This is a genomic window from Mycobacterium sp. shizuoka-1, from assembly GCF_002723835.1.
Lineage (GTDB): Bacteria > Actinomycetota > Actinomycetes > Mycobacteriales > Mycobacteriaceae > Mycobacterium.
In genome coordinates this window covers 1-14,430 of the sequence record NZ_BEWG01000109.1, presented here as the reverse complement: position 1 = coordinate 14,430, position 14,430 = coordinate 1, and the positions used below count along the sequence as shown (strand labels likewise).

The window sequence follows — 14,430 nt, the reverse complement described above, 5'->3', positions numbered from 1 at the left end:
CAGATGTACGTGTTTACCGGCCTAGACGCACTTGCGGCCGCCGCCGGACAGGAGCTTGGGCCCACCGAGTGGGTGGAGATCACTCAGGACCGTATCGACATGTTCGCCGGTGCCACCGACGATCATCAATGGATTCACGTCGACCCCGAGCGCGCCGCCTGCGGTCCCTTCGGCAGCACCATCGCCCACGGTCTGTTGACGTTGTCGCTGCTGCCTAGATTCATGCACGAGCTCTACACCGTGGAGGCCGTGACGATGGCCATCAACTACGGCTTCAACAAAGTGCGCTTCGTGCATCCGGTCCCGGTCGGTGCGAAGGTACGCGCCCGCTGCACCATCGCCGAGGTCACCAGCGTCGACACCGCCGTACAAGCAACCATGGTCACCACCGTCGAGATCGAAGGTGGTGTCAAGCCGGCGGCGGTGATCGAATCGATCGTCCGCTATATCGGGTGAACGATCCGATGGCGGCTCGGCCCGCTCAACGTCTGGGTCGTGTTCGTGATGTCGTCGTTCTTGTCGGGGTCCTGACGCCAGCGCCGAAACTGCTGCTGTCGCGCAGAAGTTCGAGTATCGGTGACGGTGGCTACAGCCTGGGCGAAGTGGGATCGCCCAGGGTTTCGTCGGCTTCCTGCTCGATGGCACGCAGCAGCAACAGCAAGGCGCCCCAGAGACTGTAATAACCGACCCGACCCGACGCGGGAAGACCGGTCTGGGACGACGATCGGTGAGCGATGCCATGCCGATGGCGCCCAGCCGCCGAACAGGCACAGCGCGAAGGCGGGACCGCGCCAGGTGCAGAGAACCTGGATTCGGCGCGACGGCGCGCAATCCGGGTCGGCCGTTGCCTGGGGCGGGGGAGAGGGCGGGAAGGCATATCGCAAAGGGCTTCTCGGGGCGACCCGAAGGTTGACTTGTGCAGACCCGGATGTGACGATGGCCATCACGGACTGTCGCGACACGGTAGTCTCACACCTACAGTTTTGAATTGAAAATAAATTAAGGAGAACGATGGGGTTCACCGACTCTGCCGAGGTGGCGAAGTACATCGGTGGCATCTTCGAGGCGGCCTTCGAGGACCCGGAGATCGGTCCGAAGCTCGTGGCGACCGGCTTGGTGGTGGCATTCGACTTCACCGATCCCAACGCCGTCGTCGTCATCGACATGGCCAACAAGTCGACCCGGGAGGGCGTGGCCGGGGGGAGCGCACCGACTGCCACGATGTCGATGACTGCCGACACCGGCAACGCCTATTGGCAGGGCAAAGTGAACCTGCCGCTGGCCATGGCGAAGAAGAAGATCACTGTACAAGGCAACGTGGCGAGCCTGCTCAAGCTCGCACCGCTGGGCAAGAAGCTCTACCCGACGTACCTCGCCCGGCTTCAGGACGACGGCCGCACCGACTTGATCGTCTAGCGCCATGTATCCGGGAACCCATGCGGCCATCGACCCCCAGCGGCCCGCGGTGATCATGGCCGGCACCGGCCGGACGCTGAGCTACGGCGAACTCGACCAGCGTTCGACCCAGCTGGCGTCGGCGCTGCGCGGATTGGGACTGCAGCCCGGTGACGTGATCGCCGTGCTGAGCGACAACACTCCTGAGGTGTTCGAGATCTATTGGGCGGCATTGCGCTCGGGTCTCTACATCACGCCGGTGAACCGGCACCTTGCGGCCGCAGAGATCGCGCACATCCTCCTCGACAGCGGCACCCAGGTGCTGTTCGTCTCGGCGGCGCTGGCGCCGCTGGCCGGTGGCGTCGCCCCCGAGGTGCCGCAGGTGCACCACCGCTACGCATTCGGTGGCTCTGTAGACGGTTTCGCTTCATATCAGGACTTGCGTGACTCCGGTGACCCGAGGCAGCCGGACACTCAGCCGCGCGGGGCGGAGATGCTGTACTCGTCGGGCACCACCGGCCATCCCAAGGGAATCAAGCTGGCCATGCCTGCGGTCTCGGTCGACGAGCCAGGTGTCGACCTGATCGCCATGATGCTCCAGCACGTATTCGGCGTCACCAGCGCCGACGTTTACCTCTCGCCGGCGCCGATCTACCATGCGGCACCACTGAAGTGGTCGGCTGCCGTGCACGCCCTCGGCGGCACCGTGGTCGTCATGGAGAAGTTCGACGCCGCCGCGGCCCTGGCCGCCATCGAGCGTTACCGGGTCACCATCACCCAGATGGTGCCGACGATGTTCGTCCGGCTCCTGCAGCTGCCCGATCAGCTGCGGGCCCAGGCCGACGTCTCGTCGCTGCGGCTGGCCGTCCATGCCGGTGCGCCCTGCCCGCCCGAGGTCAAAGACGCGATGATCCGTTGGTGGGGACCTATTCTCACCGAGTACTACGGTGCGACCGAGAGCCACGGTACGACCGTGATGTCCAGCGCCGAATGGGAGAACAAGCGTGGTTCGGTGGGCCGGGCCGTGCTCGGGGTGGCCCACATCTGCGACGACGACGGCCACGAGCTGCCCACCGGGCAGGTCGGACTGGTCTACTTCGAGCGCGACCAACCCTCGTTCAGTTACCACAACGACCCGGAGAAGACCGCGGGCTCGCGCCATCCTGCCCATGACAACTGGGCCACCGTCGGCGACATGGGCTATCTCGACGAGGACGGCTACCTGTTCCTGACCGACCGCAAGTCCTTCATGATCATCTCGGGCGGCGTCAACATCTATCCGCAAGAGGTCGAGAACGTTCTGGCGTTGCACCCCATGGTCTTCGACGCCGCAGTCATCGGTGTGCCGGACGCCGAGATGGGCGAACAGGTCAAGGCAGTGGTGCAACTGAGAGACGGCGTCGCGCCGTCTGACGAACTCGCCGCCGAGATCATCGGCTATGTGCGTGAGCGCGTTGCCCACTTCAAGGCACCACGTTCGGTCGACTTCGTCGACGAATTGCCCCGATCGGAGACAGGAAAACTCGTGAAACGAATTCTGAAGGCACGGTATGTGGAGGCATCGGCATGAGCGTCCAGCCCGACATCGCGTCGTCGACAGCCGCCGAACGGCCACCCTATGACCCGGTGAGCATCTCGTCGTTGGAATTCTGGGCGCAGAGCTTCGACGAGCGGGAGAAGGCGTTCAAGATCCTCCGCGATGAACGACCGGTCAGCTGGCACCGGCCGATCCAAGGTTCGATGATGGAACCGGAGATCGACGGTGTCTGGGTGGTCACCCGCCATGAGGATGTCTGTTACGTCAGCAAGAACCCCGAACTCTTCTGCTCGGGCCAGGGCATCACCTTCGAAGCCGTCCCCGAAGAGATGCTCGACGCCATTCAGTCGTTCCTGGGCATGGACGGTGCGAAGCACTCGAGCTTGCGCAGGCTCGTCAGCTCGGTGTTCACGCCGCGTCAGGTTGCCAAGATCAAAGACCAGATCGAGCATCAGGCCCGTTCGATCGTCGACGATCTGCTCAGCACGAAAGAGGGTGACTTCGTCGAGCAGGTCTCCAAGCGGCTGCCGATGTGGACGATCTACGACATGCTCGGCCTTCCCGAAGAGCAACGTGACGAAGCGGCCCGGCTGGCCGAAGGCATGGTGGCCTGGGCCGACCCCGATGTCGCTGCCGGACGCGAACCCGCCGAGGTGCTCACCGATTCCATGGTCGGGCTGCTGGAGATCGGCATCGGACTGGCCCAGGCCCGCCGCGAGAAACCGGAGAACGACCTGATGACCTCCCTGGTCCAGGCCGAGGTGGACGGCAGGAAGCTCACCGACGACGAACTCGGTCCCTACTTCGTCCTGTTGTCGGTGGCCGGTAACGACACCACCAAGACGACGACTACCTTCACCACCATCGCGCTGGACCGGTTCCCCGAGCAGAAGGCGTTGTTGCAGAGGGATTTCGACGGTCATATCAAGCCGGCCATGGAGGAGTTCGTCCGGTGGACGACTCCCGTGATGACGTTCCGGCGCACGGCGACCCAGGACACCGAGCTGCACGGTCAGCACATCCGCAAGGGCGACTGGGTGACGATGGTGTATTCGTCGGCCAACCGCGACGAGCGGGTGTTCACCAACCCCTACGAGTTCGACATCACCCGCACACCCAACCCTCATGTTGGGTTCGGGGGCGGCGGTCCGCACTTCTGCATGGGTGCCTTCATGGGCAAGATGCAGTTGGAGTCGATCTTCCGCGAATTGATCTTCCGCGCACCGAATCTGCGTGTCGGCGAGCCGGAATATCTGACCGGCAATTTCATCACCGCGGTCAAGCACCTGCCCTACACCCTCGACTAGGAGACAACCCACATGGCTTCCTTTTCCGGCCGGCGATACGTCGTCACCGGCGCTGCCTCCGGGATCGGCCACGCCGTCGCCGAGCAACTGCTGGCGCTCGGCGCCGAGGTGACGAGCCTGGACCGCAACACCCCGACTGCGCCCGTGCAGGCACACATCGAGGTCGACCTGGCCAATCCACGCAGCATCGACGCGGCGCTCGAACAGCTGAACGGTGACTACGACGGCCTGCTGAACGTCGCGGGTATCCCGGGCACGGCCGCCAGCGAGCTGGTATTCGCGGTCAATTCCCTTGCGGTGCGCCATCTCACCGAAGCGTTCTTCGACCGGCTGGTGCCCGGCGGGTCGGTGACGATCGTGTCGTCGACGGCCGGGTTCGGCTGGCCGGAGCGCCTCGGGGTGATCCGCGACCTGCTGGCTACCGACACCTTCGAGGAGGGAGCCGCCTGGTACAAGGCCAATCCGCAGCAGGGCAATGCCTACAACTTCTCCAAGGAGGTCACCACCGTCTACGCGTTGTCGATGGGTTTGGCGATGGCGCAGATGGGCTTCCGGATCAACGCGGTTCTGCCCGGCCCGGTGCAGACGCCGATCCTGGTCGACTTCGAGGACACCATGGGCAAGGACACCCTCGACGGCCTCAAGGAACTGCTGGGCCGCCACGCCGAGCCCGAGGACATCGCCGAGTTGGTGCTGTTCCTGGCCTCCGACGCCGCGCGCTGGGTCAACGGCCAGGCGATCGCAGTCGACGGCGGAATCAGCGGAGCAGTTGCCTCCGGCGTCGTCCCGGCACCCGAAATCTGACTGTTGCCGTGACGATTCACGACGTTGCACCCCGTACTGCCGGTGAGGTGGTCAGCGAGATCCGCCGCGCCGTCGCCACCGGCCGGACCCGCTCACTCGACTGGCGGCTGGCGCAATTGCAGGGCATCGAGAGGCTGTGTGACGAACGCGAGGCCGACATCGCCGAGGCCCTGGCCGCCGATCTGGGCCGTACCCCGGTGGAAGCGTGGTTGGGAGACGTCGCGTCGACCAAGGCCGAAGCGGCGTTCGCGCGCAAGCATCTGCGTAAGTGGGTTGGTCGCAGACGGGTTTCACTCCCGATGGCTCAGCGTCCCGGCCGGGCCTGGATCCAGTACGACCCGTTGGGGGTCGTCCTGGTGATCGGACCATGGAACTATCCGTTCTACCTGCTGATGGGGCCGGTGGTGGCGGCCGTGGCGGCAGGCAACGGTGTCGTCATCAAGCCGTCGGAACTCGCGCCGGCGACATCGGCTCTGGTCGCGCGACTGGTGCCGCACTACCTGGATCCGGACGCGATCCGGGTGGTCGAGGGCGATGCCCAGACCACCCAGGATCTGCTGGCGTCCGGATTCGACCACGCGTTGTTCACCGGTGGCACCGAGATCGGCCGCAAAATCATGGCCGCGGCCGCCGACACCCTGACCCCGGTCACCCTGGAGTTGGGCGGCAAGAGCCCGGCGATCGTCGCCGCCGACGCGGATATCGACGTCACGGCCCGCCGGCTGGCCTACACCAAGCTGATCAACTCCGGGCAGACGTGCATTGCTCCCGACTACGTGCTCGCCGACGCCGGCGTTGCCGACGAACTGGCGGCCAAGGTGGTCGCCAACATCGCGGAATTCCGCAGCGCTCCGACCCTGCCCATCGTCAACGAGCGCCAGTTCGATCGTCTGACGGCGCTCATCGCGTCCACCAGTGGCACCGTCGTCGCGGGCGGGGGCTCGCGGCGCGCCGATCTTCGGATCGAGCCGACGGTGATCGTCGATCCCTCACCGGGCGACGCCGTAATGGCCGACGAGATATTCGGCCCGATCCTGCCGATCATGCGGGTTGAATCGACTGCAGCCGCAGTCGAGTTCGTCAACTCCCGACCGAAACCGTTGGCGCTGTATGTGTTCACCAAGAACATTCGGCAGGCGCGGGACATCATCGATCACACGCCCTCGGGCGGCGCGGTCGTCAATCACGCGATGATGCACTGCCTGGTGCCCCAGCTGCCCTTCGGCGGGGTCGGAGCCAGCGGGATGGGCGCCTACCACGGCCAATGGGGGTTCGAGGCGCTCTCACACCGGCGCGCGGTGCTGGCCAAGCCGAGCCGGCCCGATCCGTCGATCGTCTATCCGCCGTACAGTGATCGCGCGCTCAAGCTGATGAGGAAGTTGTTCTGATGCGTGTGCATGTCGACCGCACCAAATGCTCGGGAATCGGGCTGTGCGAGATGACCGCCCCGGCGGTGTTCGAGATCGGTGACGACGGTCAGTCGCGGGTGATCGACCCCGAACCTCCCGAATCCGAGCGGGCAGCGGCGCAGGACGCGGTGTCGAGCTGTCCGACCGGGGCACTGTCGATCGAGAACTGATCGACCCGGATTTCATGCATTACCACCCAGGAGACTGTCTTGGCTTTCGTGATCACCCAGAACTGCTGCACCGACGCCAGCTGTGTGCCGGCCTGTCCGGTCGACTGCATCCGGCCCGTCCCCGACGGTGCCGGCAGCCCGATGCTCTACATCGACCCGACAGCCTGTGTGGACTGTGGGGCGTGCCTGCAGGTATGCCCGGTCGGCGCGATCTACTACGAGGACGACCTGCCGCAGGCACAGCAGCGGTTCCGGGAGATCAACGCCGACTTCTTCGCCCGCCGGCCGCTCGCGACGCGGGCGGTGCCACCGCCGCCGGTGCGTCCGGCGGTCGAGCCCGGCGCGCTGCGTGTCGCGATCGTCGGATCCGGCCCGGCAGCCGGCTACGCCGCGGCCGAACTCCTGGCCACTGACGGTGTCGAGGTGAACGTCTTCGAGCGGCTGCCCACGCCGTTCGGATTGATCCGGTCCGGCGTGGCGCCGGACCACCAACGCACCAAGGACGTCGTCAGCGTGTTCGAGCCGGCGTTGTGCGGCCCGGGAGCCGGGTGCTACTTCAACGTCGCGGTCGGTTCCGATATCAGCCACGACGAGCTGCTGGCCCACCATCATGCGGTCATCTATGCCGTCGGCGCCACTGCCAGTGCGGATTTGGGCATCCCCGGTGAGGACCTGCCCGGCCATCACGCCGCCGCCGACATCGTGGCATGGTACAACGGCCATCCCGACCGCGCCGGCGACACCCTCGACCTCGGCTCACCGCGCATGGTGATCATCGGCAACGGCAATGTGGCTCTCGATGTCGCGCGGGTCTTCCTCATGGCACCGGATGTCCTCGCGCGCACCGATATCGCCGATCATGCGCTGCAGCAGCTGACGACCGCGGGCGTCGAGGAGGTCGTGATCCTGGCCCGGCGCGGCGCCGCGGACGCGGCGTTCTCGGTCGGCGAGTTCCTCGCGGTGGGCGAACTCGACGGGGTCGACGTCGTCGTCGACGGCGATCTCGGCCGGCGTCCGGAGGACGACTTCGAAGGTGCGCTCAAGTACGACATCGCCGCCGGATACCAGGCCAGACCGGCCGTCGCCGGACACAAGCGGCTGGTGTTCCGGTTCTCGATCACACCCGTCGAGATCGTCGGTGCGAGCCGTGTGGAGGGTCTGCGAGTGCGCGATACGTCGGCGCCGGCAGGGGAGCACGAGACGATCGACACCAGCCTGGTACTGCGGTCGATCGGCTACCGCGGCGTACCGATTGCGGGTCTTCCCTTCGACTCTGCGCGCTCCGTGGTGCCCAATGACGAGGGCCGGGTGGTGTCCGACGGGGGGTTACTGAGCGGTGTGTACGTCGCCGGCTGGATCAAACGGGGCCCACGTGGTGTCATCGGCACCAATCGTGGATGCGCTCAGGAGACTGTCGGCGCGCTGTTCGACGACTTTGCGGCGGGCCGGCTGACGCGACGTGTCGGCTCCAACAGCGACATCGACGCGCTGCTGCTCTCACGCGGGGTGGCGGTCGTCGACTGGCGAGGCTGGCGATCGATCGATGCCGCCGAGCGGGACCGCGCAGCAGGCACGGACCGCCCACGGGTGAAGCTCGTTGACACAACCGAATTGGTGGCCGCGGCGACGTCCGGTATCACGCGGTGACGCCGGGCCACCGCGTGCGCTGACCGGGTCCGCTCCGGAGCGCGCGATTCCCGCGGAAGTAAACATGGGGTGCAGTTCGGCCAGCCGCGGACGCTGCTGCGCATACCCCAGCTGACCTGGCGGGATCGTCTACATTACGGCGGACAGTGGGCGCACGTCGGTGCGCCGGCGCTCAGGAAGCGGCGATATCGCGGCCGATGATCTCTTTCATGATCTCGGTGGTGCCGCCGTAGATCGTCTTGATCCGGGTGTCCAGATAGGCGCGCGCAACCGGGTATTCGGTCATGTACCCGTATCCGCCGTGCAGTTGCAGGCAGCGGTCGATGACGCGCTTCTGCAGCTCGCTGACGTACCACTTGCCCTTCGCGGCGTCCACCGGAGTCAGTTCGCCCGCGTTGTAGGCCAGCACAGAGGAGTCGACGTAGCTCTGGGCGATGTCGATCTCGGTGCCCATCTCGGCCAATTCGAAGCGCACATGCTGCTTGTCGGTCAACGGGCCGCCGAACGCCTGGCGGGACTGACAGTAATCGACGGTGAGCTCGAAGATCGCCCGGGTGGTGGCGATCGCCTCCGCGGTCACCCCGAGGCGCTCGCGCGGCAGGTGACTCATCAGATACTGCAGTCCGCGTCCCGGCTCGCCGAGCAGGTTGGCGGCTGGAACCACCGCATCGTGGAAGAACAACTCCGCGGTGTCCTGACCGGGAAGCCCGATTTTGTCGAGCTTGCGCCCGCGTTCGAAGCCGGGGGAGTCACGCTCCACCACGAACAGGCTGAAATCGCCTGATCCGCCAGTGGAATCGGTGCGCGCGGCCACCACCACGACGTCAGCCATGATTCCGCTCGAGATGAACGTCTTCTGGCCGTTGAGGATCCATCGATCGCCGTCGCGCCGAGCCGTCGTGCGTATCCCGCGCAGGTCACTACCGGCGCCAGGCTCGGTCATCGCCAGCGCGCCGATGATCTCGCCGGCGGCGAAACCGGGCAGCCAGCGCTGCTTCTGGTCCTCGTTGGTCAGGTCGAGCAGGTAATGCAGCACGAGATCGTCCTGCAAGCTGACGGTCACGCCGAAGGACAGCGCGTTGATCCTGGCCACCTCTTCGCACACCACCATGCGATAGCGGTAGTCGGGCTCCGCGGCACCGCCGTACTCCTCGCCGATCTGCAGCGCATAGATTCCCGCCTTGGCCGCACGGGCGAAGACGGAGCGGTCAATCCACCGGTGCTGATCCCAATCATCCTGATGGGGAACGACTTCGCGGGCGAGAAACTCTCGCACCGTCTCGCGGTAGGCCTCGTGGTCGGCGTGGTACAGCGTGCGTTGCATCTCAGAGCCGTTCGATGATGGTGACGTTGGCCTGCCCGCCGCCCTCACACATCGTCTGCAGGCCGTAGCGACCCCCGGTGCGCTCCAGCTCGTGCAGCAGCGAGGTCATCAGGCGTGCCCCCGTGCAGCCGATGGGGTGGCCCAGCGCGATGGCGCCGCCGTTGGGGTTGACCGTGTCGGGGTCGGCTTCGATCTCGGCCAGCCAAGCCAGCACGACCGGGGCGAAGGCCTCGTTGATCTCGACCGCATCGATGTCGGCGATGGACAGGCCGGTGCGCTTGAGCGCATGCTGGGTCGCGGGGATGGGGGCGGTCAGCATCATCACCGGATCGGCACCGCGCACCGACATGTGGTGGATCCGGGCCCGCGGTGTGAGATCGAAGCGGTCGACGGCGGCCGCGGAGGCGATCATCAGCGCGGCCGCGCCGTCGGAGATCTGGCTGGCCACCGCCGCGGTCAGCACCCCTCCTTCGACCAGAGTGGGCAGGCCGGCCATCTTCTCCAATGACGTGTCGGCTCGGGGACCCTCGTCGATGCTGATGCCGGCGATCGGGGTGATTTCCCGTTCGAACCGGCCCTCGGCGATGGCGGCGAGGGCACGCTGATGGCTGGCGAACGCGAAACGCTCGTTGTCCTCGCGCGACAGTTTCCAGTGCTCCGCGATGAGCTCGGCGCCGCGGAACTGTGAGATCTCCTGGGCGCCGTAGCGATCCAGCCAACCCTGGCAGCCTGTCCACGGGTCGACCGACCCGAACGGTTCGCCGGCACCGAAAGCGCTGAGGATCGGGAACTGGCTCATCTTCTGCACGCCGCCCGCGATGATCAGATCCGCGGTGCCGCTCATCACGCCCTGAGCCGCGAAATGCACTGCCTGTTGGGCAGATCCGCACTGGCGGTCGATCGTGACGCCGGGGACGGATTCGGGCAGTCCGGCCGCCAGCGCCGCGGTGCGGGCGATGTCACCCGCCTGGGCGCCGATGTTGTCCAGGCAGCCGAGAATGACGTCGTCGATTGCCGCCGGATCGATGTCGTGGCGCTGCACCACTGTCTTGATGACATGGGCGGCCAGGTCGGCGGGATGCACATCGGCGAGGCCGCCCTTGCGCTTGCCCACCGGAGTTCGTACAGCGTCGATGATGAATGCCTCGGTCACCAGATTAATTTAACATAGAATCAAAAACGATCCGAACCGGGCGGCCTTGATCGCCGAGCGTGTGGCATCCCGTCGAGGATCATCAGTGGCTTCACCGATTACGCCCACGCTCGACGTGGGCTCCCGCGGGCTGACAGCTAACCGGTCGTGCGCGAGGATCGCTTGCGAGCGGCGCTGGTCTTGGGGGGCGAGCTGATCCCGCTACGCACCAGACCTTGGGCGTTGGCGACGATGCTGTCGAGGGAGCCGCGCCGCGGATCCCACCATTCCGCAGCCCAATTGAGTGCGCCCAGCACCAGGCCCTGCACCACCCTCGGGTCGAGGTCGGCGCGCATCTCACCGTCCGCGGCCGCGTCGTCGAACAGTCGCTGCCAGATTCGGCCGTAGGCCGCGCTCTCCTTGCGCTCTCGACTGCGCAGGTGATCGGGGATCTGACCCGAGTTGCGGATGGAGGCCGTCGCGTAGTCGGAGAGCTCCAGTTCATGTCGCAGGTGCGCTTCCACGGCGACCATGATGCGGTCCAACGGCGGTGTGCCGTCGGGTAGCGTGTCGAGGGTCTCTTGCAGATGCTGCCGCATATCGCTGATGCCGCAGAACATCACTTCTTCGATGAGGTCCTCGCGCGAGGAGAAGTAGTAATAGATGGCCGGAGCCTGCAACTGGGCGTATTCCGCGACATCCGACAGCCTTGTCCCGGCGAACCCTTTCACGCTCAACACGTGTGCCGCAGCGTCGAGAATGCGCTGACGTGTGCGTTGTGACTTCGACTCGGAGTCGGGGGAGGCACCTGCCGCGGATTTTCTAGCCATCGTTCAATGATATTGGTCGGTTCCCGCCGCTGTGGAAAGACCATGCCGGATCAGGCATTGAGCGTTGTCGACGACGGCTTCGATCGAGCCGCGGCGCGGATCCCACCACTCCACCGCCCAGTTCAGCGCACCGAGAACCAACATCTGCGCCACGTAGGGATCGAATTCGCGCCGCAACCCGCCCTCCCGGGAAAGATCGTTGAGCAGACCCCGCCATACCTCGCCGTAGCGTTCTTCCTCGCGGATCTGCCGCTTGCGGATCGCCGTCGGGACCTGACCCGCATTGCGGATGGCCGCGGTCGTGTAGTCCGAGATCTCGAGTTCGTGGCGCAGGTGCGCCTCGGCCGCGGCGAGCAGACGATCCAGGGGAGCGGTGCCGTCGGGCAGGGACTCCAGTGCGGCCATCACGTGCTTGCGCATGTTCGCGATGCCGGCCCACATCACCTCTTCGATGAGTTCGTCCCGGGAGGCGTAATAGTAGTAGATCGCCGGTGCCTGCAATTCCGCGCTGGCGGCCACATCGGTGAGGCGAAGGCCCGCGTATCCCTTGGTGGACAGCACATGTGCGGCAGCATCCAGGATGCGGGCTCGGGTGAGCGCCGACTTGGATTCGGCGGCCACGTCATCGGTCGCGCCATCGGCGGTATGCCGCGAGGGAAGGGTCCGCCTGGCCATCGCAACATCATAGGTCGCGGCATGGTTCCCAAGGGTCGGTACAAGCGCGCCGGCAAACGTTGCCGTGGTGTCCGGATCGCCGCAAGGCCGCCCGCATAACCGCTTTGGAAGGTTGACGCACTATGACCTACGCCATACGATAGGGTCCCTTGACGCCGAGATGTACGCCCGGTCGGGCGCTGCGGAGCGTGTTGGCTGACGCTAGAACAGCGTGCGGTGCTGGCGCGTTAAGCAGACACAATGACGAATTCGATGACGGGAGACCAGCGGTGGTCAGCCATGAAGGGACCGGCACCGGGATTCAATCTGCTCATTCCGGCAGGCCAAAATTTTTTTGTTCAGTAAATTTAATTTTAATTAGAAGTAATCAGAGTGGTCGCGTGCTAGCGAGCCTCCTGACCGGGGAGCAAACCTGAACGGGTGCGACGGGTGGCGGCGGTGCCGGCGGTGGCCGACTGCGGTGGCGGCGTGCCCGTGACCGGACAATCCGAAGGAACCCTGGGGCTCGCCGAGGGCAACGGCAAATCCCACCCCGGTGCAGTCGCGGTGATGAATCGTTCGTCGCAGCCGACCAGTGCCGTCGCGCCATCGGTCGGACGCCCGCGACGCTCGGGTCGGGCGGCGGCGCGCACGGCCGGGGGCAAGTTCATGGCGAAGATCGCCACGATCCCGGTGCGCAGTGCCGCGACCACCGGACGCTGCGTGATGCTGGGCGCCAGAGTGATCCGCTATTCCGTGACCGACACCCTTACGCTACGGCTGCCGTTCGGTGAGCTCATCATCCAGGCCTGGTCGCTGCTGAAGGTGACAGCGTTGCCTGCGGTCCTGATGGCTATCCCGTTCGGGGCGATGGTGGCGGTCCAGCTCTCGGGTCTGGTCAACGAGGTCGGAGCCAATTCCCTGGTCGGTTCGGCGACCGGGGTGGCCGTGCTGCGCCAGGGCGCGCCGGTCACGGCGGGTCTGCTGATGGGCGGGGCGGCCGCCTCGGCGATCGCCTCGGACTTCGGGGCCAGGGCGATCCGTGAAGAACTCGACGCGCTGCGGACCCTCGGCATCGACCCGGTCAGGCGGTTGGTGGTCCCGCGATTCCTGGCGCTGCTGGCGATCACCCCGATCCTGGTCGTCATCGTCATCGCCATGGGGGTGGGCGCGGCGTTCCTGATCGCGACGCTGGTCAATGACGTCACTCCGGGCAGCTTCTGGTTGTCATTCGGTTCGTTCGCCAAGATGATCGACGTCTGGTTCACCCTGGGCAAGGGGTTCGCCTTCGCCACCATCGTCGCCGTGATCTCGTCCCAACGGGGTATGGAGGCCAAGGGCGGCCCCCGCGGCGTCGCTGATGCGGTCAACGCGTCGGTGGTCCTCAACGTGCTGCTGATCGTGGTCGTCAACCTGGCGATCACTCAGATCCAGACGATGTTCTTCCCGATGGCGGTCGCGTGATGGCGTCCTCGGTCGCGTCTTCGGCGGCAACGACTTTCACTCGACTACTGCAAGTGCCGGCAACTGCCCTGGCCGAGGCATTCCGAACCGCCGGCCAGTGGGTGGTGTTCATCGCCCAGACGATCTGGTTGCTGCCCATCACCGTTCGCCGCTACCGGCGCGAGACCCTCCAGGTGGTGAACAACCTCGCCTGGGGACGGGGCTCGATCATCGTCGACGGTGGCGTGATCAGTGTGCTCGCCATCCTCGGGATCACGGTGGGCGCCATCGTCGCGATCGAGGCATTCGCGACACTGAACCTGATCGGGCTGGGCCCGCTTGCCGGTGTCATCGGCGGCTGGGGAAACGTGCGCGAGATGGCTCCGCTGGTGGCCGGCGTCGCCTTCGCCTCCCAAGCCGGCTGTCGCATGACCGCCGAGATCGGATCGATGCGCATCGCCGACGAGATCGACGCCGCCGAAGCCATGGGTCTGAGGTCGATTCCGTTCGTCGTCGGGACCCGAGTGGTCGGTGGGTTGGTCTGCGTCGTCCCTGGATTCCTGCTGACCCTGGTCGTCAGCTTCATCACCTCCGACACCGTGATCCGAGTGCTCTACGACCAGCCGGGGGGAACCTACAACCACTACTTCGTGCAATTCCTGACACCGTCCGACATCGCCTACTCGTTGCTGAAGGCGGTCGTCTACTGCACGGCCGTGACCCTGATCCACTGCTATTACGGCTATTTCGCCTCGGGTGGGCCGGTGGGGGTTGGCGA

The 14,430-nt window shown here is 65.8% G+C and carries 14 protein-coding genes; 10 read left to right on the top strand and 4 right to left on the bottom strand.

Annotated elements, in window-relative coordinates; genetic code table 11:
- Positions 1-3: 3 nt before the first annotated feature.
- The 8 genes from MSZK_RS27170 (at position 4) to MSZK_RS27135 (ending at position 8,269) form a co-directional block, all read left to right on the top strand.
- Positions 4-456 carry a MaoC family dehydratase gene (locus tag MSZK_RS27170; protein ID WP_099251637.1) on the top strand — a complete coding sequence of 151 codons (453 nt, stop codon included), beginning with the start codon at positions 4-6 and terminating at the stop codon, positions 454-456.
- A 555-nt stretch (positions 457-1,011) separates the two neighbouring features.
- The gene (locus MSZK_RS27165) at positions 1,012-1,416 is read left to right on the top strand and encodes an SCP2 sterol-binding domain-containing protein (RefSeq protein WP_099251636.1); all 405 of its coding nucleotides are present in this window, start codon (positions 1,012-1,014) and stop codon (positions 1,414-1,416) included.
- Positions 1,417-1,420: 4 nt separating this feature from the next.
- Entirely contained in the window at positions 1,421-2,965 is a 1,545-nt protein-coding gene (locus tag MSZK_RS27160) for an acyl-CoA synthetase (protein ID WP_099251635.1), read from the top strand.
- Complete coding sequence (locus tag MSZK_RS27155) at positions 2,962-4,239, top strand: cytochrome P450 (protein WP_099251634.1); 1,278 nt, start codon at positions 2,962-2,964, stop codon at positions 4,237-4,239. The genes MSZK_RS27160 and MSZK_RS27155 overlap by 4 nt, the downstream gene beginning before the upstream one ends.
- Positions 4,240-4,251: 12 nt before the next feature.
- Positions 4,252-5,043, top strand: coding sequence for a coniferyl-alcohol dehydrogenase (locus MSZK_RS27150; protein WP_099251633.1), 792 nt, complete (start codon positions 4,252-4,254; stop codon positions 5,041-5,043).
- 14 nt (positions 5,044-5,057) lie between these two features.
- Positions 5,058-6,431: an aldehyde dehydrogenase family protein gene (locus MSZK_RS27145; RefSeq protein ID WP_371411396.1), complete on the top strand. Its 1,374-nt coding sequence runs from the start codon at positions 5,058-5,060 to the stop codon at positions 6,429-6,431.
- Positions 6,431-6,622, top strand: a complete 192-nt coding sequence (locus tag MSZK_RS27140; protein WP_099251631.1) for a ferredoxin — start codon at positions 6,431-6,433, stop codon at positions 6,620-6,622. Before MSZK_RS27145 ends, MSZK_RS27140 begins: the two co-directional genes overlap by 1 nt.
- Before the next feature lie 39 nt (positions 6,623-6,661).
- Entirely contained in the window at positions 6,662-8,269 is a 1,608-nt protein-coding gene (locus MSZK_RS27135; RefSeq protein WP_099251630.1) for an FAD-dependent oxidoreductase, read from the top strand.
- A gap of 172 nt (positions 8,270-8,441) precedes the next feature.
- Here the strand turns inward: MSZK_RS27135 and MSZK_RS27130 are convergent, their stop codons facing one another.
- The 4 genes from MSZK_RS27130 to MSZK_RS27115 form a co-directional block, all read right to left on the bottom strand.
- Positions 8,442-9,593, bottom strand: coding sequence for an acyl-CoA dehydrogenase family protein (locus MSZK_RS27130; RefSeq protein ID WP_099251629.1), 1,152 nt, complete (start codon positions 9,591-9,593; stop codon positions 8,442-8,444).
- A gap of 1 nt (position 9,594) precedes the next feature.
- Positions 9,595-10,746 (bottom strand): acetyl-CoA C-acetyltransferase, encoded by a 1,152-nt coding sequence (locus MSZK_RS27125; protein WP_099251628.1) that lies wholly within the window; start codon positions 10,744-10,746, stop codon positions 9,595-9,597.
- 137 nt (positions 10,747-10,883) lie between these two features.
- A complete protein-coding gene (locus tag MSZK_RS27120; protein WP_099251627.1) occupies positions 10,884-11,555 on the bottom strand; it encodes a TetR/AcrR family transcriptional regulator in 672 nt (223 codons plus the stop codon).
- A gap of 3 nt (positions 11,556-11,558) precedes the next feature.
- The gene (locus MSZK_RS27115; RefSeq protein ID WP_099251626.1) at positions 11,559-12,230 is read right to left on the bottom strand and encodes a TetR/AcrR family transcriptional regulator; all 672 of its coding nucleotides are present in this window, start codon (positions 12,228-12,230) and stop codon (positions 11,559-11,561) included.
- Positions 12,231-12,650: 420 nt separating this feature from the next.
- On the opposite strand from MSZK_RS27115, the gene MSZK_RS27110 reads away from it, so the two are divergent.
- Both MSZK_RS27110 and MSZK_RS27105 read left to right on the top strand, forming a co-directional pair.
- Positions 12,651-13,673, top strand: coding sequence for an MlaE family ABC transporter permease (locus MSZK_RS27110; RefSeq protein ID WP_371411395.1), 1,023 nt, complete (start codon positions 12,651-12,653; stop codon positions 13,671-13,673).
- Positions 13,674-13,726: 53 nt separating this feature from the next.
- A partial coding sequence (locus tag MSZK_RS27105; RefSeq protein ID WP_233211536.1) for an ABC transporter permease occupies positions 13,727-14,430 on the top strand: 704 nt, incomplete at its 3' end.